We start from the raw sequence: 14,324 nt of genomic DNA, 5'->3' as shown, positions 1-14,324 counted from the left end.
GCTAGACGTCTATCACGTCGTCATCGGGCCGGCCGGCCTGGCCGCCGTTAAAATCAGTCCGGTGATTGCCGCCAAAGCCGGAAGAATATACCACCCTGGCCTTCATATTCCTTTGCGCCCACCTCACCACGAACGGCTTTACGGACCGGCGTGACAGGGGTGTGACGAGTATGATCCCAACGATGTCCGTGATGAAACCGGGGGCCACCATCAACGCCCCGCCCACCACCACCAAAAGGCCGTCCAAAAGCGCGTCCGCCGGGAATTCCCCACGGTTTAGCGTGGCGGTGAACTGGTTGATCACATAAAGCCCCTGCCGCCTGGCGTAATACGCGCCCACCGCGCCGGAGATCAGCAGCATCGCCACGGTGGGGAACGGGCCGATCAGCCTGCCGATCTTGATGATAAGCCATATCTCAATGGTGGGGACGATGGTGAAAAGAAGAAAAAGTTTCAGGAACATGTGAATCCTTAAGGCCGCTTGATTGAAGGTCTATCCGCAGACGGATCTTTCTTTTTCGGCCAGATCGGAAAGTTCCTTTTCCAGTTCCCGGACTTTGACAAAATCCCCGTCACCTTTGGCTTTGCCAATCTCGCCCCTGATAAAACCGCGCCTGTCGCCAAGGGACTTGCGCATGTTCTGGCATTCAACACTCGGCCCGGATGAGCCGGAGGTGTCCGGTGTGGAACTGTAATCGCGAAAGGAACCTTCCCTTTTTGCTCCGGACGAGACCACCGAGCTTTCTATCCTGTTCAGAAAGCCGATGTCCAGCCCGGCGAAATGGTTGACCAGCAGCGCCGCCACAAGGCCCGCCGTCAAATAAAAGAGAAGGTCTTTTATATTCATGCCAAAAAGTCCCGTAAAATCCACTCTCACCAGTATATAACAATATTGCGTCAATAAGTAATCGTGACGCTTGCGTTGGGCGGCCAGGCGTGTAAAATTGCGGAAACAAAATATTAAGCCGGAGCGCCCCGATGCCTGATCCCAAATCGCCGAAGAACGCTCCTTACATCGTGGAGCTTAAGGCTGGAAGTTACGCATGGTGCGGGTGCGGGCTTTCCAGAAAGCAGCCTTTCTGCGACGGGTCGCACAAGGGGACGGAGTATGAAGGGATGAAAAACGTCCCGATGGTTTTTGAAATCGAAAAGGACAGGCACGCCGCCCTATGCGGATGCAAGAAGACGACAAAGCCGCCTTTCTGCGACGGGACGCACATGCTCACGGGATTGGTCTGAGGAAAAACTCATGAATGGGCTACTCGCCGACGATTTGCTTCGCCCACTCGCGCAAAATATTCAATAGTTCCGCCGCTTCTTCCCGGGACATCAGGCCGATCTCGCTGCTTTCATACCTGAATCCGACAGCGTACGGATTGAGTTTCTCAAGGTCGTCCATGCTGGCCGGAAATGGGATATCTTTTTCTTCCAGTTGATAATACAGTTCAATGAGGTTGTGTGTTTTCTTGTAATAAACTTCATTGAACGCCAGCGCGGCCTTAATCAGTTTTTCGGCGCATTGCTGTGCGTTGAAAAGGACATTGTTCAAATGGGCGTCAGGATTTCTCCTGAGGATATCGAAAGCCACGTAATCTCTCTGCGCGACCTGCAAAAGGATTTTGGCTTCCTTTTTCATCTTGTTTCGTAAACCACCTTGCCTTCGCGCAACGCCCAATACACGGGCGTTGAACACCAATCTTGCCGCTCCTTCACTTCGGCTTCGGAATAAACCAGCACGTCCGCCGTCATCCGGAGAGGGCGGAGCGCCTTGTGAAGGCGCACCATTTCTTGTCCCTTGTCATCCACGGCGGGCTCTATGACAAGGAAATCCAGGTCGGAATCCTCAGTGGCCTCTCCGCGAGCGTAGGAACCGAACAGGATCACCTTGGCGGGTTTGGCCGCCTCGCCGATGAGCCTGGCCGCTTCCATGATTTTGTCTTCGGTAATCATGATTCAATCCGTGTAGCTATTATATTCCACATTTCCCCGCAATTACTCCCCGAACATCGCCTTTATATCTATCTTCATCGCCGCCTCGGCCTCGGCTATGGTCTGCCGGGCAACTTCGCGGGCCTTCTGCGTCCCGTTATAAAAAATGTCCAGCGCTTCCTTGGGGCGGGCTTTCCAGTGTTCCCGGCCTTCGAGCAGCGGCGCGAGCTTGGAGAATATGTTTCCGGCGAGTTGTTTTTTGCAGTCCACGCATCCTCTCGCGGCGGAGCGGCATTCCGATTCGACGGCGGACGTGTCCTCCTTCGATGTGAACACCTTGTGAAAGCTGTAGGCGACGCACTTGTCCGGATCACCGGGGTCGGTCCTTCGCACCCTGGCCGGGTCGGTGACTATATTTTTTATTTTTGCCGCCATAACCTCTTTCGAGTCCGAAAGATATATGGCGTTGTTGTACGATTTGCTCATCTTGCGCCCGTCCACCCCGGGGAGTTTTGGCACCTCGCTCATAAGTCCCGCCGGCTCCACGAACACACGGCATTTGTAGATGTCGTGGAACCTGCGGACTAACTCGCGGGTCAGCTCCAGGTGCGGCATCTGGTCTATCCCCACCGGCACGAAATCCGCCTTGTACAACACGATGTCCGCCGCCTGCAGCACCGGGTAGCCCAAAAATCCGTATGTGTGCAGGTCCCTGTTTTCCACCTGCTCCATTTTTTCCTTATAGCTTGGCACCCGCTCCAGCCACGGCAATGGCGTGATCATGGAAAATAAAAGGTGCAGCACCGCGTGCTCCGGGATGAGCGACTGGACGAACATGACGCACTTTTTCGGGTCCAGCCCGGCGGCCAGCCAGTTTACCGCCAGGTCCAGCAGGTTGTCCTTCAAATGCCCCGTTTCCTCGTAGTTGGAGGAGAGGGCGTGCCAGTCCGCCGCGAAATAGTAGCATTCGTACTCGTCCTGCAGCCGCACCCAGTTTGAAAGGGCGCCAAGAAGGTTGCCTATGTGCAGGTTCCCAGTGGTCTGCATGCCGGAGAGTATCCGTTTTTTGCCCATTTTATCCTAAGCCCCTGTCACAACAGAAGGTCGAGCACCCACCGTATCAGCGGGTGGATCGTGACGTCTATAATATGCAACGGGTTGAAGAAAAGGATGAAAATCAAAAGGAACATGCCGAAAGGCTCTATCCGGGCGTAAGAAGAGGAATGCGGCTCCGGAAGAAGGCCGACCACGATCCTCCCCCCGTCGGCGGGTGGGATGGGGATAAGGTTGATGACCGCCAGGATGGTGTTGAGAAGCACGGAGAAGTAAAGCATGTATATCACCGGCACGATCACCACGCTGCCGGCCCCGGCGCCACCCCCCTGGATGTTGGCGTACACTTCCAGCAAGGATTCAGGGTAAAGCCACCCGATCCCTTTTATCGCAAAAGCCGATATCACCGCCAGGATTACGTTTGTCAAAGGCCCCGCCGCCGACACCCACACCATGTCCCGCTTCGGGCTGCGCAGGTTGAAAAAGTTCACCGGCACAGGCTTTGCGTAGGCGAAAAGGAACCCAGTGGTGGCGTAGAACACGATGGGCAGGATCACGGTGCCGAAGATGTCCACATGCGCCAAGGGATTGAGTGTGAGCCTTCCCATGATCTTGGCGGTGTCGTCCCCTTTGAGGTGGGCCATGTATCCGTGTGCCACCTCATGGAGAGTCACCGCAAGCACAACGGGGATGGCCATCACCGAAATCGTCTGGATAAGATGGCCGATATTTCCTGTGTCCATCAGGACAATTTACCATACAACTTGCGCCCCGCCACAGGCCAAAATGGGAAAAATTCCTCCATTTGGTGTATTATCAGATGGATGGAAACAGAATTTGAAGACTCAAAGCCCCTTTACCCGATCAACGTGGCGGCGGAAGTGTGCGGTACCACTCCGAGGATGCTGCGCGAATACGAGAAGGCGGGATTCATAAAACCGGCCCGGATAAACAGCCAGCGGCGGTATTCGAACAACGATATCCAGTTTATCAAGAACATCCGTTTCTACCTGGAAAAAGTCGGCATGACTATTACAGGGCTAAAACTTCTTTACATGATGGCGCCCTGCTGGGAGATCAAACAGTGCGGACGGCAGGGGGATTGCCCGGCGTATGGCGCCACGGCAAAAAAATGCTGGGAAGCCATAGCCGAATCGGGCCAGACGGACATGCGCACCTGTTACGGATGCCCGATCTACCTGACGTACGACAAGAACAAAGACATGAAGATACACCAGGGGCGGGACATCGGCCCCCGGTGTCTTGTGCAATCCTCCGGAGCTTGACCTCTAACGGTTAGCAGTCTTGACATTTTATTGTTAAGGCTGGATAATCGGCCATTATCTCTGGAGGAGGATGGCGATTATGGCTGGAAAGTCACTTCTTATCATCATAAGTTCCGCTCCGTATAATGGGACTGACAACGTTTGGAACGCCATGCGGCTGGCGCAAACATCGGTCAAAAACGGGACCGCGACCCGTATTTTCCTTATCAACAACGGTGTGGACGCCGGGCGAAGCGGCCTGCAACCCCCCGAAAATTACTTCAACCTGGCCGATATGCTCAAAGAAACAGCGGAGCAGGGAGTGGAGGTAAAATACTGCAAGACATGCATAGACCGTTGCGGGATTGGCACGGGGGACATGATCGGAGAAATCGCCGCCGGATCCATGCAGTTGCTTTACGACTGGACTATGAGCTCGGATAAAGTGGTCACTTTCTAAAATCTTCCTTTCAAAAAGGGGACGGCGCATGGGCAAAAGGATCGTCGTTTCAGGTTCGTCTTTCGGCGGGTTCAACGCGGCGGTTGCGCTGCGGTATTCCCTTGGCCCCACCGATGATGTGACGGTGGTCTCCTCCGAAAAAATGTTCACATTCGTCCCGTCGCTCCCATGGGTGGCGATGGGATGGAAAAATCCGGAAGACATACAGGCGGACGTGGCCGTGCGGTTGGGAAAGCTTGGGATCAAATTCATCCATGACACTATAGTGAAGGCCGAGCCGGACAAATGCCGCGTCCGGGGCTCCGCGGGCGAATACGATTATGACTACCTTGTGGCCGCCACAGGGTCGGAGCTTGATTTTTCCGCCATACCGGGAATGGGGCCGGAAGGGGGGAACAGTTATTCCATTTTCAACGTTCATCAGGCGATGCAGACCAAAAGCGCGCTCGACGCGCTGATCGAACGGGGGAGTGGCCATATAGTGCTGGGCAACGCGCCGGGGGCCTCCTGCCTTGGCCCGGTGTACGAACTGGCCATGATGATGGACACCAAGTTGCGGGGCCTTAAAATCCGCCCCAAGTTCAAGATATCACTTTTCACAAACGAGCCTTTCCTCGGTCATTTTGGCGTTGGCGGTTTTGGCGCCATGGGCCGGATGATGGAAGACGAGTTCGCCGACCGTGGGATCGCGTGGAAAACAAACGCGAAGTTGACGCAAGTGTTGCCGGACGGGGTGGAGTTTGGCGACGGTGATAAATGGAAAAGCGATTTTTCTCTGATCGTCCCCGCGTTTTTCGGCAGCCATGCATATATGGGGATTGAAGGATTTTCAAATCCGCGCGGATTCATAATTGGTGACGATTATCTTGCGAACCCTAAATACCAGAACGTTTATGCGGTGGGGGTGACCCTTGCCATACCGCCTCCAGCCGAGACGCCAGTGGCGGTCGGCGTTCCCAAGACCGGGCAGATGACCGGCGCCATGGCGGAAGCGGCCGCCCATAACATCGTGGCGGACATCCGGGGTGGGGCCAAAAAACGGGGGAAGGACTTTTCGGTGATCTGCATAGCCGACGCGGGGGACACAGCATTTTATATTTCCGCTTCGCCCCTTCTGCCGCCCCGCAACAAGCTGCGCCACGACAGAGGGCGCGTGTACCACTGGATGAAACACGCGTTCGAGAGATATTACATGGCGATGGTGAAATACGGAGCCCCGAAGCTTGAATTCGGGTGGTGAGCGCATAGTAGTTATATCCCCTCCTTTAATCGCCATCGGCCAGCCTTCTGCCGCTCGGCGGGGTGTTTGAGCGCGAAGCGCGTCACCCCGCCTTCCTGAACGGAGCACAAAGAGTCCGGGGTGACCGCCCTTGCGGGCTACAACACCCCGGACAGCGGTAAGCGTTAGTAGAGGTAACCACAGGGAAGCATTATGGAGCCTTTGATGCTCCGTCTAATTAGTGCGGGCAAGATGCCCGCGCTTCCACGAAGTCCCCGGTTCCTCGCTTTAGGAATCCGTGGTCAGCGACCACGGGGAAGCGTTAATGGAGGCGGCCACGGGGAAACGTTATGGAGTCTTTGAGGTTCCATTTATGTGATGCGGGAATTCCGCCGTGGCCGTGCCACCCCGCGCTCCCTGGGTTCCGTTGCAGCGCCACCTTTGACGGTGGCAATTGCAGGCACTATACCGGCGTCGCGAAGATAGCCGGATCAAGAAGACCCCCGTCAGTTGAGATATGATATTATTGAAAAAATAGAACGATATCCCACTCCCCATGGCCCATTCATATAAAACATTAAGCCTCAACCAGCGCGAGACTGGCTACAGGTACAACCGCGATTCGTTCGCTCTGGCCGATTTTTTCCGTCCGGCGGGAGCGGGGGCGCTTCTGGACATGGGAGCGGGGGTGGGGGTGGTGTCCATATTGATCGGCATCGAAAATCCGAGGATAAAAATAACGGCGCTGGAGATAAACCCGGAGCTTGCTCGGCTGGCGGAAGAGAACGCGCGCAACAACGGGCTTGAAAACTATCATGTTGTGACGGGGGACATGATGGAATCGCCAAAACTGTTTTCAAAAGGGACGTTCGATGCTGTTGTCTCCAATCCTCCATACCGGCGCAAAGGCTCCGGCAGGCTCAATCCCGATCCGGCCAAGGCGGCGGCGCGGCACGAGATAATGATGACCCTGGACGGGCTTGTGAAATCGGCCTCGCATGTTTTAAAAGAGGGGGGGGCGCTTTGGATAACGATGATCCATGAGCGGCGCGATGAATACTGTGCGATCCTTGCGCGGCACGGTTTTGGCGAAACAAGGGTGCGTGACGTAAAATCCTTCACAGGATCGCCCCCGATCCTTTTCCTTTCGGAAGCGAGGCTCGGTCATAAAGGAAATGCGGAAGAGCAATCCGCGCTTGTGCTTAAAAAAGGCGACGGGGCGGACTCGGACGAATTCAACAGGATAATCGCCAGATATGTGTCCAGATAACCCGGACGCTCCGCCGCCGCTGCTGGTGATCGCCGGGCCGACGGCCTGCGGCAAGACAGAGACCGGCGTCATCGTGGCCGAAAGGCTTGGAACAGAAATAATCTCCGCCGACTCGGTGCAGGTATATAAACATTTCGACATCGGCTCCGCCAAGCCCACCGCGCGGCAATTGGCGCGGGTGAAACACCATCTGGTAAGCGTGGCCGGGCCGGACGAAAACTACACGGTGGGGATGTTCCGGGAACAGGCGGAGGCCATCGCGCGGGATATGTGGAGACGCGTCAAAATCCCACTGGTGGTGGGCGGCACTGGGCTGTACATCAAGGCGTTGACCGAAGGATTGCATTGCGGCGTGCGGGCGGACGAGAGGACGGAGCTTTGCATGGACGCCATCGAGGCGGCCGAGGGGCTTGCGGGGCTATACAAACGGGCCGTTGAGGCCGACCCGGTGTGGATGGCGAAAATCCATCCGAACGACAATTTCCGCATCCGGCGATGCCTGGGGGTGTTCCTTGCCACCGGAAAGACCATGAGCGGCATATACGCCCGGAATCCGAACCGGCCTGAGTGGGACGCGCTGGTGATCGTGATAAGCCCGGATCGCAAGGTCTTATATGACCGGATCGGGAAAAGGGTGGACGAGATGATGGAAGAAGGATGGCGCGAAGAGGTTAAAAGGCTGAAGGAAAAAGGTTATAATGAAAAAACAAAGCCGATGAGGGCTTTGGGCTACAAGACGTTGCTGCGGGAGATTGAAGGCGCCATTCCCGCCGCCCAATCGGCGGAGACGATAAAGAAGGAAACCAGGAATTTCGCCAAGCGGCAGATAACATGGTTCAAGAAGGTTGAAAACGCCATTTGCATACCCGCCGGAGCGGCAGACACGGCAAGCGCCGTGGCGGACGCCATATTCGCAAGGACGGAAGTTGCGGAATATTTCGCTCGTCACCGCGTCGCTCATTAGCGCGCTTTCGTTAGCGTCGTGCGGGACAACTCCGGATCAGCGCCCGGCGGCCTTCAAGTCCACGTCAAAAGATTCCGGCGGCCATGCGATGGCGTATCAAAGCGCCCGCAAACTCAAGCAGGCAGGGAAATATTCCGAAGCTCGCCGGGAGTTTGCAAAGCTCGGTTCCGCCGCGTTCATCATTGGTGACTATGCGGCGTATGACCTGGCCCGCATGGAGATGGAAGACAGGCGCCCCGCCGAAGCCTTGTCCATCATGAACACCATGCTGGAAAGATATCCGGACACCCCGTTACAGGCCAAGGCCAACGAATTGCGGGTCAGGGCCGCTTGCGCTGACGCCGGGATGGAAAAGTGCGGCGAATATCTGGAGTTGATCGGCGCGGCGGATGTTCCAAACGAATTCGCCCCAGAGCGGCTTTTCATCGAAGGGACGCTCAAGCTTAAAGAAGGAGACGCCGCAGGAGCCCATGCCGTTTTCATGGACATCTATCTTTCATATCCGGCTTCCAGCGCGGCGTCAAAGGCGAAGGCCGCGATAGACTCCATCGAAAGCGGAGCGGACGAGACTCTGCGGGAAAACCTGGAAATCACCACCATCAATCAGCGGATGGAACGGGCGGAGAAACTCAAGGCGGCGTACAAATATACTGAGGCGGCCGAAGAGCTGGAGAGCGTGATCGAATCCGCCACGCCGCCGCATCAGCGCGAGAGCGCCCTGTTGAAACTTGGCGAAGCTTACAACAAGGGGCGTGAGCGCAAGAAGGCGCTTGACCGCTATCAAAGGCTTTTGGACGAATTCCCGAAAAGCAGCCACGCCGCATGGGCCATGTATCACATGGCGTCTATCCAGTGGAACCTGGACATGGGGGGCGAGGCGCTGGAGACTGCGTCTAAATTAATCAAGGCCGAGCCGACGTGCGAAGCGGCTGGAAAGGCGCGGATACTTATGGGCAAGATCGCCGAGGCCCGGGGGGATTTCCCCGGCGCCAGATCGCATTACTCAAGGGCGCTGGCAATGGGGCTTGCTCCCGCTGCGGAAGATGAAATTCGATGGAAGCTGGGATGGGTAGAGTACCGGCAGGGGAAATTCAAGGAAGCGGCGAAGTATTTCCAGCGCGCCGCCGAAAAGGCGGGTTCATTCAATAATGACGGGAAATTACTGTATTGGGCGGCCCGGGCGCAAAGCCGTGCGGGGGACGGCGAATCGGCCAGCGCTTTAATGGCGACGCTGACACGCAAGCATCCGCGCACATATTACGGGACAATGGCGGAAGGAATTGGAGAAAGCGCTGTGGACATGGCGGACATCGATCCGGTTACCGGCGCTTTTACCGCTCCCCCCGCGCATCTTGCCGAGGAGGCGCTGCGGCGCTATCAGCGGTTTGAAATGCTGGCCCAGATCGGCCACATGGAAGGGGCGAGGATGGAGGCTGGCGCCATAGGCGGGCTTACAGGCGGTGGATCGGAGGAGACCTTGTGGCTTGCTTCGTTATACCGGAGGGCGGGGGCGGCGGACCAGTCCATCCGCCTGCTCACTTCGCCCATATTCGCCGAGCGCGCGGCGGATTACACCGACCCATACTGGCGGGCCGTGTATCCGGTGAGCCATTGGGAGATCATACGCGGCGCCTCGGCCAGCCGTGGGATCAGCCCGTTTATGACCCTTGCGATAATAAAGCAGGAGTCGGCTTTCAATCCCGGCGCGCTGTCGCCGGCCAACGCGCGGGGGCTGATGCAGCTGATACCCTCCACAGGCAAGGTGATTTTCGAGAAAACAGGCTCCGGGCGTGAGCCCGCCGTGAAGTTTGATCCTTTGTCGTTATTCGACCCGGAGACGAACGTGACCCTCGGCGCGGCATATTTCCAGGAGCTTGTGGCCCGTTACAAGGGCAACCTCCCCCGCGCCATCGCGGCGTATAACGCCGGAGCCCCCGCCGTGGACAGGTGGGACGCGCGGTTTGGAAATCATGACGACGACGAGTTCGTGGAATTGATACCATATCTTGAGACTAGGGAGTATGTGAAAAAAGTGATGCGCAACATGGTCCTATACCGGCGTATATACGCCCCTTCCGCCCGGCCGGATCCGGCGGCGGAAGCGGGGCTTAAAAGCGCCAAACACGCGGATGAGAATTAGATGAAGTACGACATAGTGATCAAAAACGGCCTTGTGGCAGACGGTGATTCGCCCACCATGAGCAAGGCGGACATAGCCGTGTCAAGAGACAAGATCGTCGCTATTGCCCCATCAATTCCGGCGGACAACGCCGATGCGCTGGTGGACGCGGCCGGGCGCGTTGTGGCGCCGGGGTTTGTGGACGCCCATTCCCATTCGGACTATTACCTGATCATCGATCCAAGGGCCGGATCGAAAGTGACCCAGGGGGTGACCACCGAGGTTGGCGGCAACTGCGGATATTCGGCGGCCCCCATGAGCGGCGAGGTGGCCGCGCGCAGGGCCAGGGATTACAAGGAACAGTTCTCCATCAATGTTGACTGGACGCGGATGGACGAATATCTCGGCGCGCTTGAGGACGCGAAACCGGCGGTGAACTTCGCTGCGCTGATAGGATACAACACGGTGCGCGGTTCGGTGCTGGGGATGAATTCCAGCAAGCCGGGGGAGCGCGAAATGAAAAAAATACAGGAGACGGTGGCAGGCGCCCTTGACCACGGCGCAATAGGCATGTCCGTCGGCGTTGTGTACCCGCCGGCCTGTTTCGCGGAAACGGACGAGTTCATCGAAGCGTTTCGTCCGGTGGCGGAGCGTGGGAAAGTGTTCACCTCGCACATAAGATCCGAAGGGCCCAGGCTGCTTGAATCGCTGGAAGAAGTGGCGGCGGTGGCAAAAGGCTCCGGGGCGAAATTGCAGGTGAGCCATTTAAAGACCGCCGGGAAGGAAAATTGGGGAAAGCTTCCCCGGGCCTTTGAAATACTGGAAGGCGCCATGGACGGCGGGGTGGAGATAATGGCGGACAGGTATCCATACCTCGCATCCAACACCGGATTGCAGGTGATTCTGCCGGACAGGGCGTTTGACGGCGGCAAGGACAACCTGGTGGCGATGTTAAAGGACAGGCGCGAGCGAGACGCTTTCAAGGCGGAGATTTTGAAAAACCATCCGGAACCGGAATACTGGGAGACGGTGATGGTGTCCCAGGTGGTGACGGACGCAAACCGCGGCATGGAAGGGCTCACCGTGGCCCAGGGAGCGGCGGCGCGGGGCAAGGACGTCTTCAATTTCGTGTTCGACCTTCTGGCGGAGGAGAAGACCGATGTCGAGGCGATTTACTTCTGCATGAGCGAGGACAACCTTTCCCGAATACTCCGCAAACCGTGGGTGGTGATAGGATCGGACTCTGGCGCAAGGGCGGTGGACGGGCCTTTGGCCCTGGGCAGGCCACATCCGCGCACGTTCGGATCGTTCCCGAAATTCTTCAAGGAATTCGTGCGGGAGAAAAAGATGTTCACCATCCCCGAGGCGGTGAAAAAGACCTCCACCGCCGCCTGCGATTTTTTCGGTCTGTCGGGCCGTGGCAGGCTGCGCGAAGGGCATTTCGCCGACATCGTGGTGTTCGACCCGGACACCATCGGGGACAGATCAACCTACGCCGACCCGCTCCATTACTCCGTAGGGGTGGACACTGTTATCGTCAATGGCGCCATTGCGATGAAGTCCGGCAAGCTGACCCGGCAGCGCGGCGGCAGGGTGTTGACCGGATGAAGCGCGCCGATAACGTTGCGCCGTCTGCCGGATAGGGATAGACTTTACCGCAAGGCGGATCATGCCGCCGCGATTTTAATGTAAGAAGGTTATCCTGAGCCGATGAGCGAAGTAATCCAGAAATACAGGGACAAGGCAGAGCGGCTTTCCGAAGTCATCGAGTCGTACAAGACCCTTGCAACCGCCATACTCACCCATATCAAAGGGCTGGTGAAGGGGAATCCAGAGCTTGAAAAAGCGATGGACGCGCTGGCCCAGCGCATCAAGGGGGCGGACAACCTTTTCCAGGTGCAACAGCTTCATCGCGATTACATGACGCTGGTGAAGTACGTGGACTCCTGGATGAAGGACCGGTGGGGCGCGGCCAAAGGGGGGGGGGGAGGAGGTCTGTTCTCCGCCATAGGATCGCTGTTCGGAGGCAAGGAGGAGGCCGAGCAGAAAGTGGAAGCGGCCGCCGCAAAGGAATACGACACGCGGATGGAGATTGTGGACACATCGCGGGAGCTTCTCGGCCCATATGTCTCCCTTCTGGACAGCTTCGCCAAAGGGACGCTCATATTGGCCGACGAGGAGGAGCCGTTCTACACGCCGTTGAAGTTCAAGCGGGACAAGCGGTTCGCCGAACTTAAACAGCCGGAGGTGGACTCCATGAGCGCCTCCCTGTACAACTTCTATATCAACAAGAGCAACGAGTCCCACGCCCTTGAAAATGAGCGCGAAGAGCTCAAGCGGATAATCAGCAACCTCACAAGCCACATCCAGACGCTCTCCGTATCCAGCGAAACCTTCGGCAACAAGTTGGACACGTACTCCAGGAAGATCGCTGTCACCACGAACCTGGACGAGATAAAGCAGATCCAGCGCGCCATTCTCACCGAGACTTTGACCATACAGAAAGAAAACGGCGCGGTGCGGGAGCGGCTTGTGGAGTCGGAACGCAAGCTAAAAGAGTCCGCCGAGAAGATAGCAAAGCTGGAGAACGCCCTTGAAATGGCCCGGCAGGAGAAGATCGTCGACCACCTGACCCAGTTGTACAACCGGGGATATTTCGACGAGAAGCTAAAGGAGACGGTAACAAATTACCAGCGTTACAAAGAGCCCTTCTGCCTGATAATGTACGACGTGGACCATTTCAAGAAATTCAACGACGCTTACGGCCACCAGGTGGGGGACAAGGTGCTGCGCACGGTGGCGGACATATCCAAGGACACTGTACGGGCGGCGGACACAGTGGCGCGCTACGGCGGGGAGGAATTCGCCGTGATAGTGTACAAGACATCGAGCGAACAAGGGGCCAAGGTGGCGGAGTCGCTCCGGGCGGCGGTCGGCTCCCACGAGTTCGTTTTCAAAGGCGGGGACAAGACGATAAGCGTGAATGTGTCCCTTGGAGTGGCGGAGTTTGCGGAGGGGGACACGCCCGAGAGCCTCATCCAGCGGGCGGACAAGCGGCTGTACGATGCCAAGAAGCAGGGGCGCAACCGCGTCGTGGCAAGCTAGCGGCGCGAATGGACCTGCAAAGGATATACGAGGTAAAGACCGCCACCATCGCCAATTTCGGCGCCCTATGGCTTGCCAACCATGAAGCGCTAAAGCCTAAGATCGCATCATCACCCGGCGTTGCGCCGCTGTTCGGAAGGTTCACGGACGTTCCGGCGGTGATCGTGGGGGCGGGCCCGTCGCTGGACAAGAACAGGATGTGGCTCCACGCCGCGCAGGGAAAGGCGGTGATAATCGCCGTGGACACGATTTTCAAGTCATTGGCGGACGAGGGGATAGCGCCCACGTTCACCGTGACCCTCGATCCCCAGCCCGACGTGGCCAGGTTCTTCGCCGGCGCTTCCACCGCAAAAAAAATTCTTGTGGTCCCCTCCATAGCCCATCCCGCCACGATAGAGGCGTGGAAAGGGGAGACGGTCTTCTACAACAAGTTCGCCCCGGACATCCCTGTACTCACGGAAATCGCACGGATGAACCAGAGGCTTGGCTATTTAATACCCGGCGGATCGGTCCTCACCGTGGGGCTGGACTTGGCCTTCAGGCTCGGCTGCCCGCGTATCGCCTTTATCGGGCAGGACCTTTCGTTCCCTCACGGCGGGGCGGCCTACGCCGGGGACACGATTTATGAAGACATCTCCGCCCAGGACGCCCTGGCCTCCAGCGTGGACGCCGTGGTGGAGGAGCGGGACATTTTCGGCCGCCCGGTGCGCACACGCAAAAGTTTTTCGGTGTCCAAACAGTGGATGGAGTGGGCTTTCGTCAACCTCAAGCGGGACCAGCCCCCGGCCGAGTTTTACAATTGTTCGGAATCCGGGATAGTCACCCGGCACTGCCATATCGCCAGCTTTTCCGAATGGGTGGCGCGGTATTGCGTGGATAGGAAGAATATAGACTGGTCCGTGAAAAAGGCTTTTTCACGGGGAAAAAGGTAAAGGTGCCC

The 14,324-nt window shown here is 57.3% G+C and carries 16 protein-coding genes; 10 read left to right on the top strand and 6 right to left on the bottom strand.

Annotated elements, in window-relative coordinates; translation table 11 throughout:
- Position 1: 1 nt before the first annotated feature.
- Both HZB29_03965 and HZB29_03960 read right to left on the bottom strand, forming a co-directional pair.
- Entirely contained in the window at positions 2-463 is a 462-nt protein-coding gene (locus tag HZB29_03965; GenBank protein ID MBI5814747.1) for an FxsA family protein, read from the bottom strand.
- A 30-nt stretch (positions 464-493) separates the two neighbouring features.
- The gene (locus tag HZB29_03960; GenBank protein ID MBI5814746.1) at positions 494-847 is read right to left on the bottom strand and encodes a hypothetical protein; all 354 of its coding nucleotides are present in this window, start codon (positions 845-847) and stop codon (positions 494-496) included.
- Between the two features lie 131 nt (positions 848-978).
- Between HZB29_03960 and HZB29_03955 the strand changes: the two genes are divergently transcribed.
- Complete coding sequence (locus HZB29_03955) at positions 979-1,239, top strand: CDGSH iron-sulfur domain-containing protein (GenBank protein ID MBI5814745.1); 261 nt, start codon at positions 979-981, stop codon at positions 1,237-1,239.
- 19 nt (positions 1,240-1,258) lie between these two features.
- Here HZB29_03955 and HZB29_03950 read toward each other — a convergent pair whose 3' ends face one another.
- From HZB29_03950 to HZB29_03935, 4 genes are read right to left on the bottom strand one after another with little or no spacing between them, the layout of a single operon-like run.
- A complete protein-coding gene (locus HZB29_03950) occupies positions 1,259-1,636 on the bottom strand; it encodes a HEPN domain-containing protein (GenBank protein MBI5814744.1) in 378 nt (125 codons plus the stop codon).
- Positions 1,633-1,950, bottom strand: a complete 318-nt coding sequence (locus tag HZB29_03945; protein ID MBI5814743.1) for a nucleotidyltransferase domain-containing protein — start codon at positions 1,948-1,950, stop codon at positions 1,633-1,635. Before HZB29_03945 ends, HZB29_03950 begins: the two co-directional genes overlap by 4 nt.
- Positions 1,951-1,992: 42 nt before the next feature.
- Positions 1,993-3,003 (bottom strand): tryptophan--tRNA ligase, encoded by a 1,011-nt coding sequence (gene trpS, locus HZB29_03940; GenBank protein MBI5814742.1) that lies wholly within the window; start codon positions 3,001-3,003, stop codon positions 1,993-1,995.
- Between the two features lie 17 nt (positions 3,004-3,020).
- On the bottom strand, positions 3,021-3,725 hold the full coding sequence (locus HZB29_03935; GenBank protein ID MBI5814741.1) for a site-2 protease family protein: 705 nt from the start codon (positions 3,723-3,725) through the stop codon (positions 3,021-3,023).
- 81 nt (positions 3,726-3,806) lie between these two features.
- Between HZB29_03935 and HZB29_03930 the strand changes: the two genes are divergently transcribed.
- The 9 genes from HZB29_03930 (at position 3,807) to HZB29_03890 (ending at position 14,316) form a co-directional block, all read left to right on the top strand.
- Complete coding sequence (locus HZB29_03930; GenBank protein MBI5814740.1) at positions 3,807-4,268, top strand: MerR family transcriptional regulator; 462 nt, start codon at positions 3,807-3,809, stop codon at positions 4,266-4,268.
- 79 nt (positions 4,269-4,347) lie between these two features.
- Positions 4,348-4,707 (top strand): DsrE family protein, encoded by a 360-nt coding sequence (locus HZB29_03925; GenBank protein MBI5814739.1) that lies wholly within the window; start codon positions 4,348-4,350, stop codon positions 4,705-4,707.
- Between the two features lie 28 nt (positions 4,708-4,735).
- Entirely contained in the window at positions 4,736-5,947 is a 1,212-nt protein-coding gene (locus tag HZB29_03920; protein MBI5814738.1) for an FAD-dependent oxidoreductase, read from the top strand.
- Positions 5,948-6,482: 535 nt separating this feature from the next.
- A complete protein-coding gene (locus HZB29_03915; protein MBI5814737.1) occupies positions 6,483-7,196 on the top strand; it encodes a methyltransferase in 714 nt (237 codons plus the stop codon).
- On the top strand, positions 7,183-8,160 hold the full coding sequence (miaA, locus tag HZB29_03910; GenBank protein ID MBI5814736.1) for a tRNA (adenosine(37)-N6)-dimethylallyltransferase MiaA: 978 nt from the start codon (positions 7,183-7,185) through the stop codon (positions 8,158-8,160). Before HZB29_03915 ends, miaA begins: the two co-directional genes overlap by 14 nt.
- Positions 8,123-10,300, top strand: coding sequence for a transglycosylase SLT domain-containing protein (locus tag HZB29_03905; GenBank protein ID MBI5814735.1), 2,178 nt, complete (start codon positions 8,123-8,125; stop codon positions 10,298-10,300). Before miaA ends, HZB29_03905 begins: the two co-directional genes overlap by 38 nt.
- Positions 10,301-11,887, top strand: a complete 1,587-nt coding sequence (locus HZB29_03900; GenBank protein ID MBI5814734.1) for a D-aminoacylase — start codon at positions 10,301-10,303, stop codon at positions 11,885-11,887.
- 102 nt (positions 11,888-11,989) lie between these two features.
- Positions 11,990-13,384, top strand: coding sequence for a diguanylate cyclase (locus HZB29_03895; GenBank protein ID MBI5814733.1), 1,395 nt, complete (start codon positions 11,990-11,992; stop codon positions 13,382-13,384).
- 8 nt (positions 13,385-13,392) lie between these two features.
- Positions 13,393-14,316 (top strand): motility associated factor glycosyltransferase family protein, encoded by a 924-nt coding sequence (locus tag HZB29_03890; protein ID MBI5814732.1) that lies wholly within the window; start codon positions 13,393-13,395, stop codon positions 14,314-14,316.
- Positions 14,317-14,324: the final 8 nt, after the last annotated feature.

The organism is Nitrospinota bacterium, assembly GCA_016235255.1.
GTDB lineage: Bacteria > Nitrospinota_A > UBA7883 > UBA7883 > JACRLM01 > JACRLM01.
This window is presented reverse-complemented; position numbering and strand designations above follow the sequence as displayed.

Bases quoted from the DNA above. Each gene is read 5' to 3' on its own strand.
- HZB29_03900 (MBI5814734.1), top strand. From the start codon at position 10,301: ATGAAGTACGACATAGTGATCAAAAACGGCCTTGTGGCAGACGGTGAT.
- HZB29_03955 (MBI5814745.1), top strand. From the start codon at position 979: ATGCCTGATCCCAAATCGCCGAAGAACGCTCCTTACATCGTGGAGCTT.
- HZB29_03920 (MBI5814738.1), top strand. From the start codon at position 4,736: ATGGGCAAAAGGATCGTCGTTTCAGGTTCGTCTTTCGGCGGGTTCAAC.
- HZB29_03960 (MBI5814746.1), bottom strand. From the start codon at position 847: ATGAATATAAAAGACCTTCTCTTTTATTTGACGGCGGGCCTTGTGGCG.
- HZB29_03965 (MBI5814747.1), bottom strand. From the start codon at position 463: ATGTTCCTGAAACTTTTTCTTCTTTTCACCATCGTCCCCACCATTGAG.
- HZB29_03945 (MBI5814743.1), bottom strand. From the start codon at position 1,950: ATGATTACCGAAGACAAAATCATGGAAGCGGCCAGGCTCATCGGCGAG.
- trpS (MBI5814742.1), bottom strand. From the start codon at position 3,003: ATGGGCAAAAAACGGATACTCTCCGGCATGCAGACCACTGGGAACCTG.
- HZB29_03895 (MBI5814733.1), top strand. From the start codon at position 11,990: ATGAGCGAAGTAATCCAGAAATACAGGGACAAGGCAGAGCGGCTTTCC.
- miaA (MBI5814736.1), top strand. From the start codon at position 7,183: ATGTGTCCAGATAACCCGGACGCTCCGCCGCCGCTGCTGGTGATCGCC.
- HZB29_03890 (MBI5814732.1), top strand. From the start codon at position 13,393: ATGGACCTGCAAAGGATATACGAGGTAAAGACCGCCACCATCGCCAAT.
- HZB29_03930 (MBI5814740.1), top strand. From the start codon at position 3,807: ATGGAAACAGAATTTGAAGACTCAAAGCCCCTTTACCCGATCAACGTG.
- HZB29_03935 (MBI5814741.1), bottom strand. From the start codon at position 3,725: ATGGACACAGGAAATATCGGCCATCTTATCCAGACGATTTCGGTGATG.
- HZB29_03915 (MBI5814737.1), top strand. From the start codon at position 6,483: ATGGCCCATTCATATAAAACATTAAGCCTCAACCAGCGCGAGACTGGC.
- HZB29_03925 (MBI5814739.1), top strand. From the start codon at position 4,348: ATGGCTGGAAAGTCACTTCTTATCATCATAAGTTCCGCTCCGTATAAT.
- HZB29_03950 (MBI5814744.1), bottom strand. From the start codon at position 1,636: ATGAAAAAGGAAGCCAAAATCCTTTTGCAGGTCGCGCAGAGAGATTAC.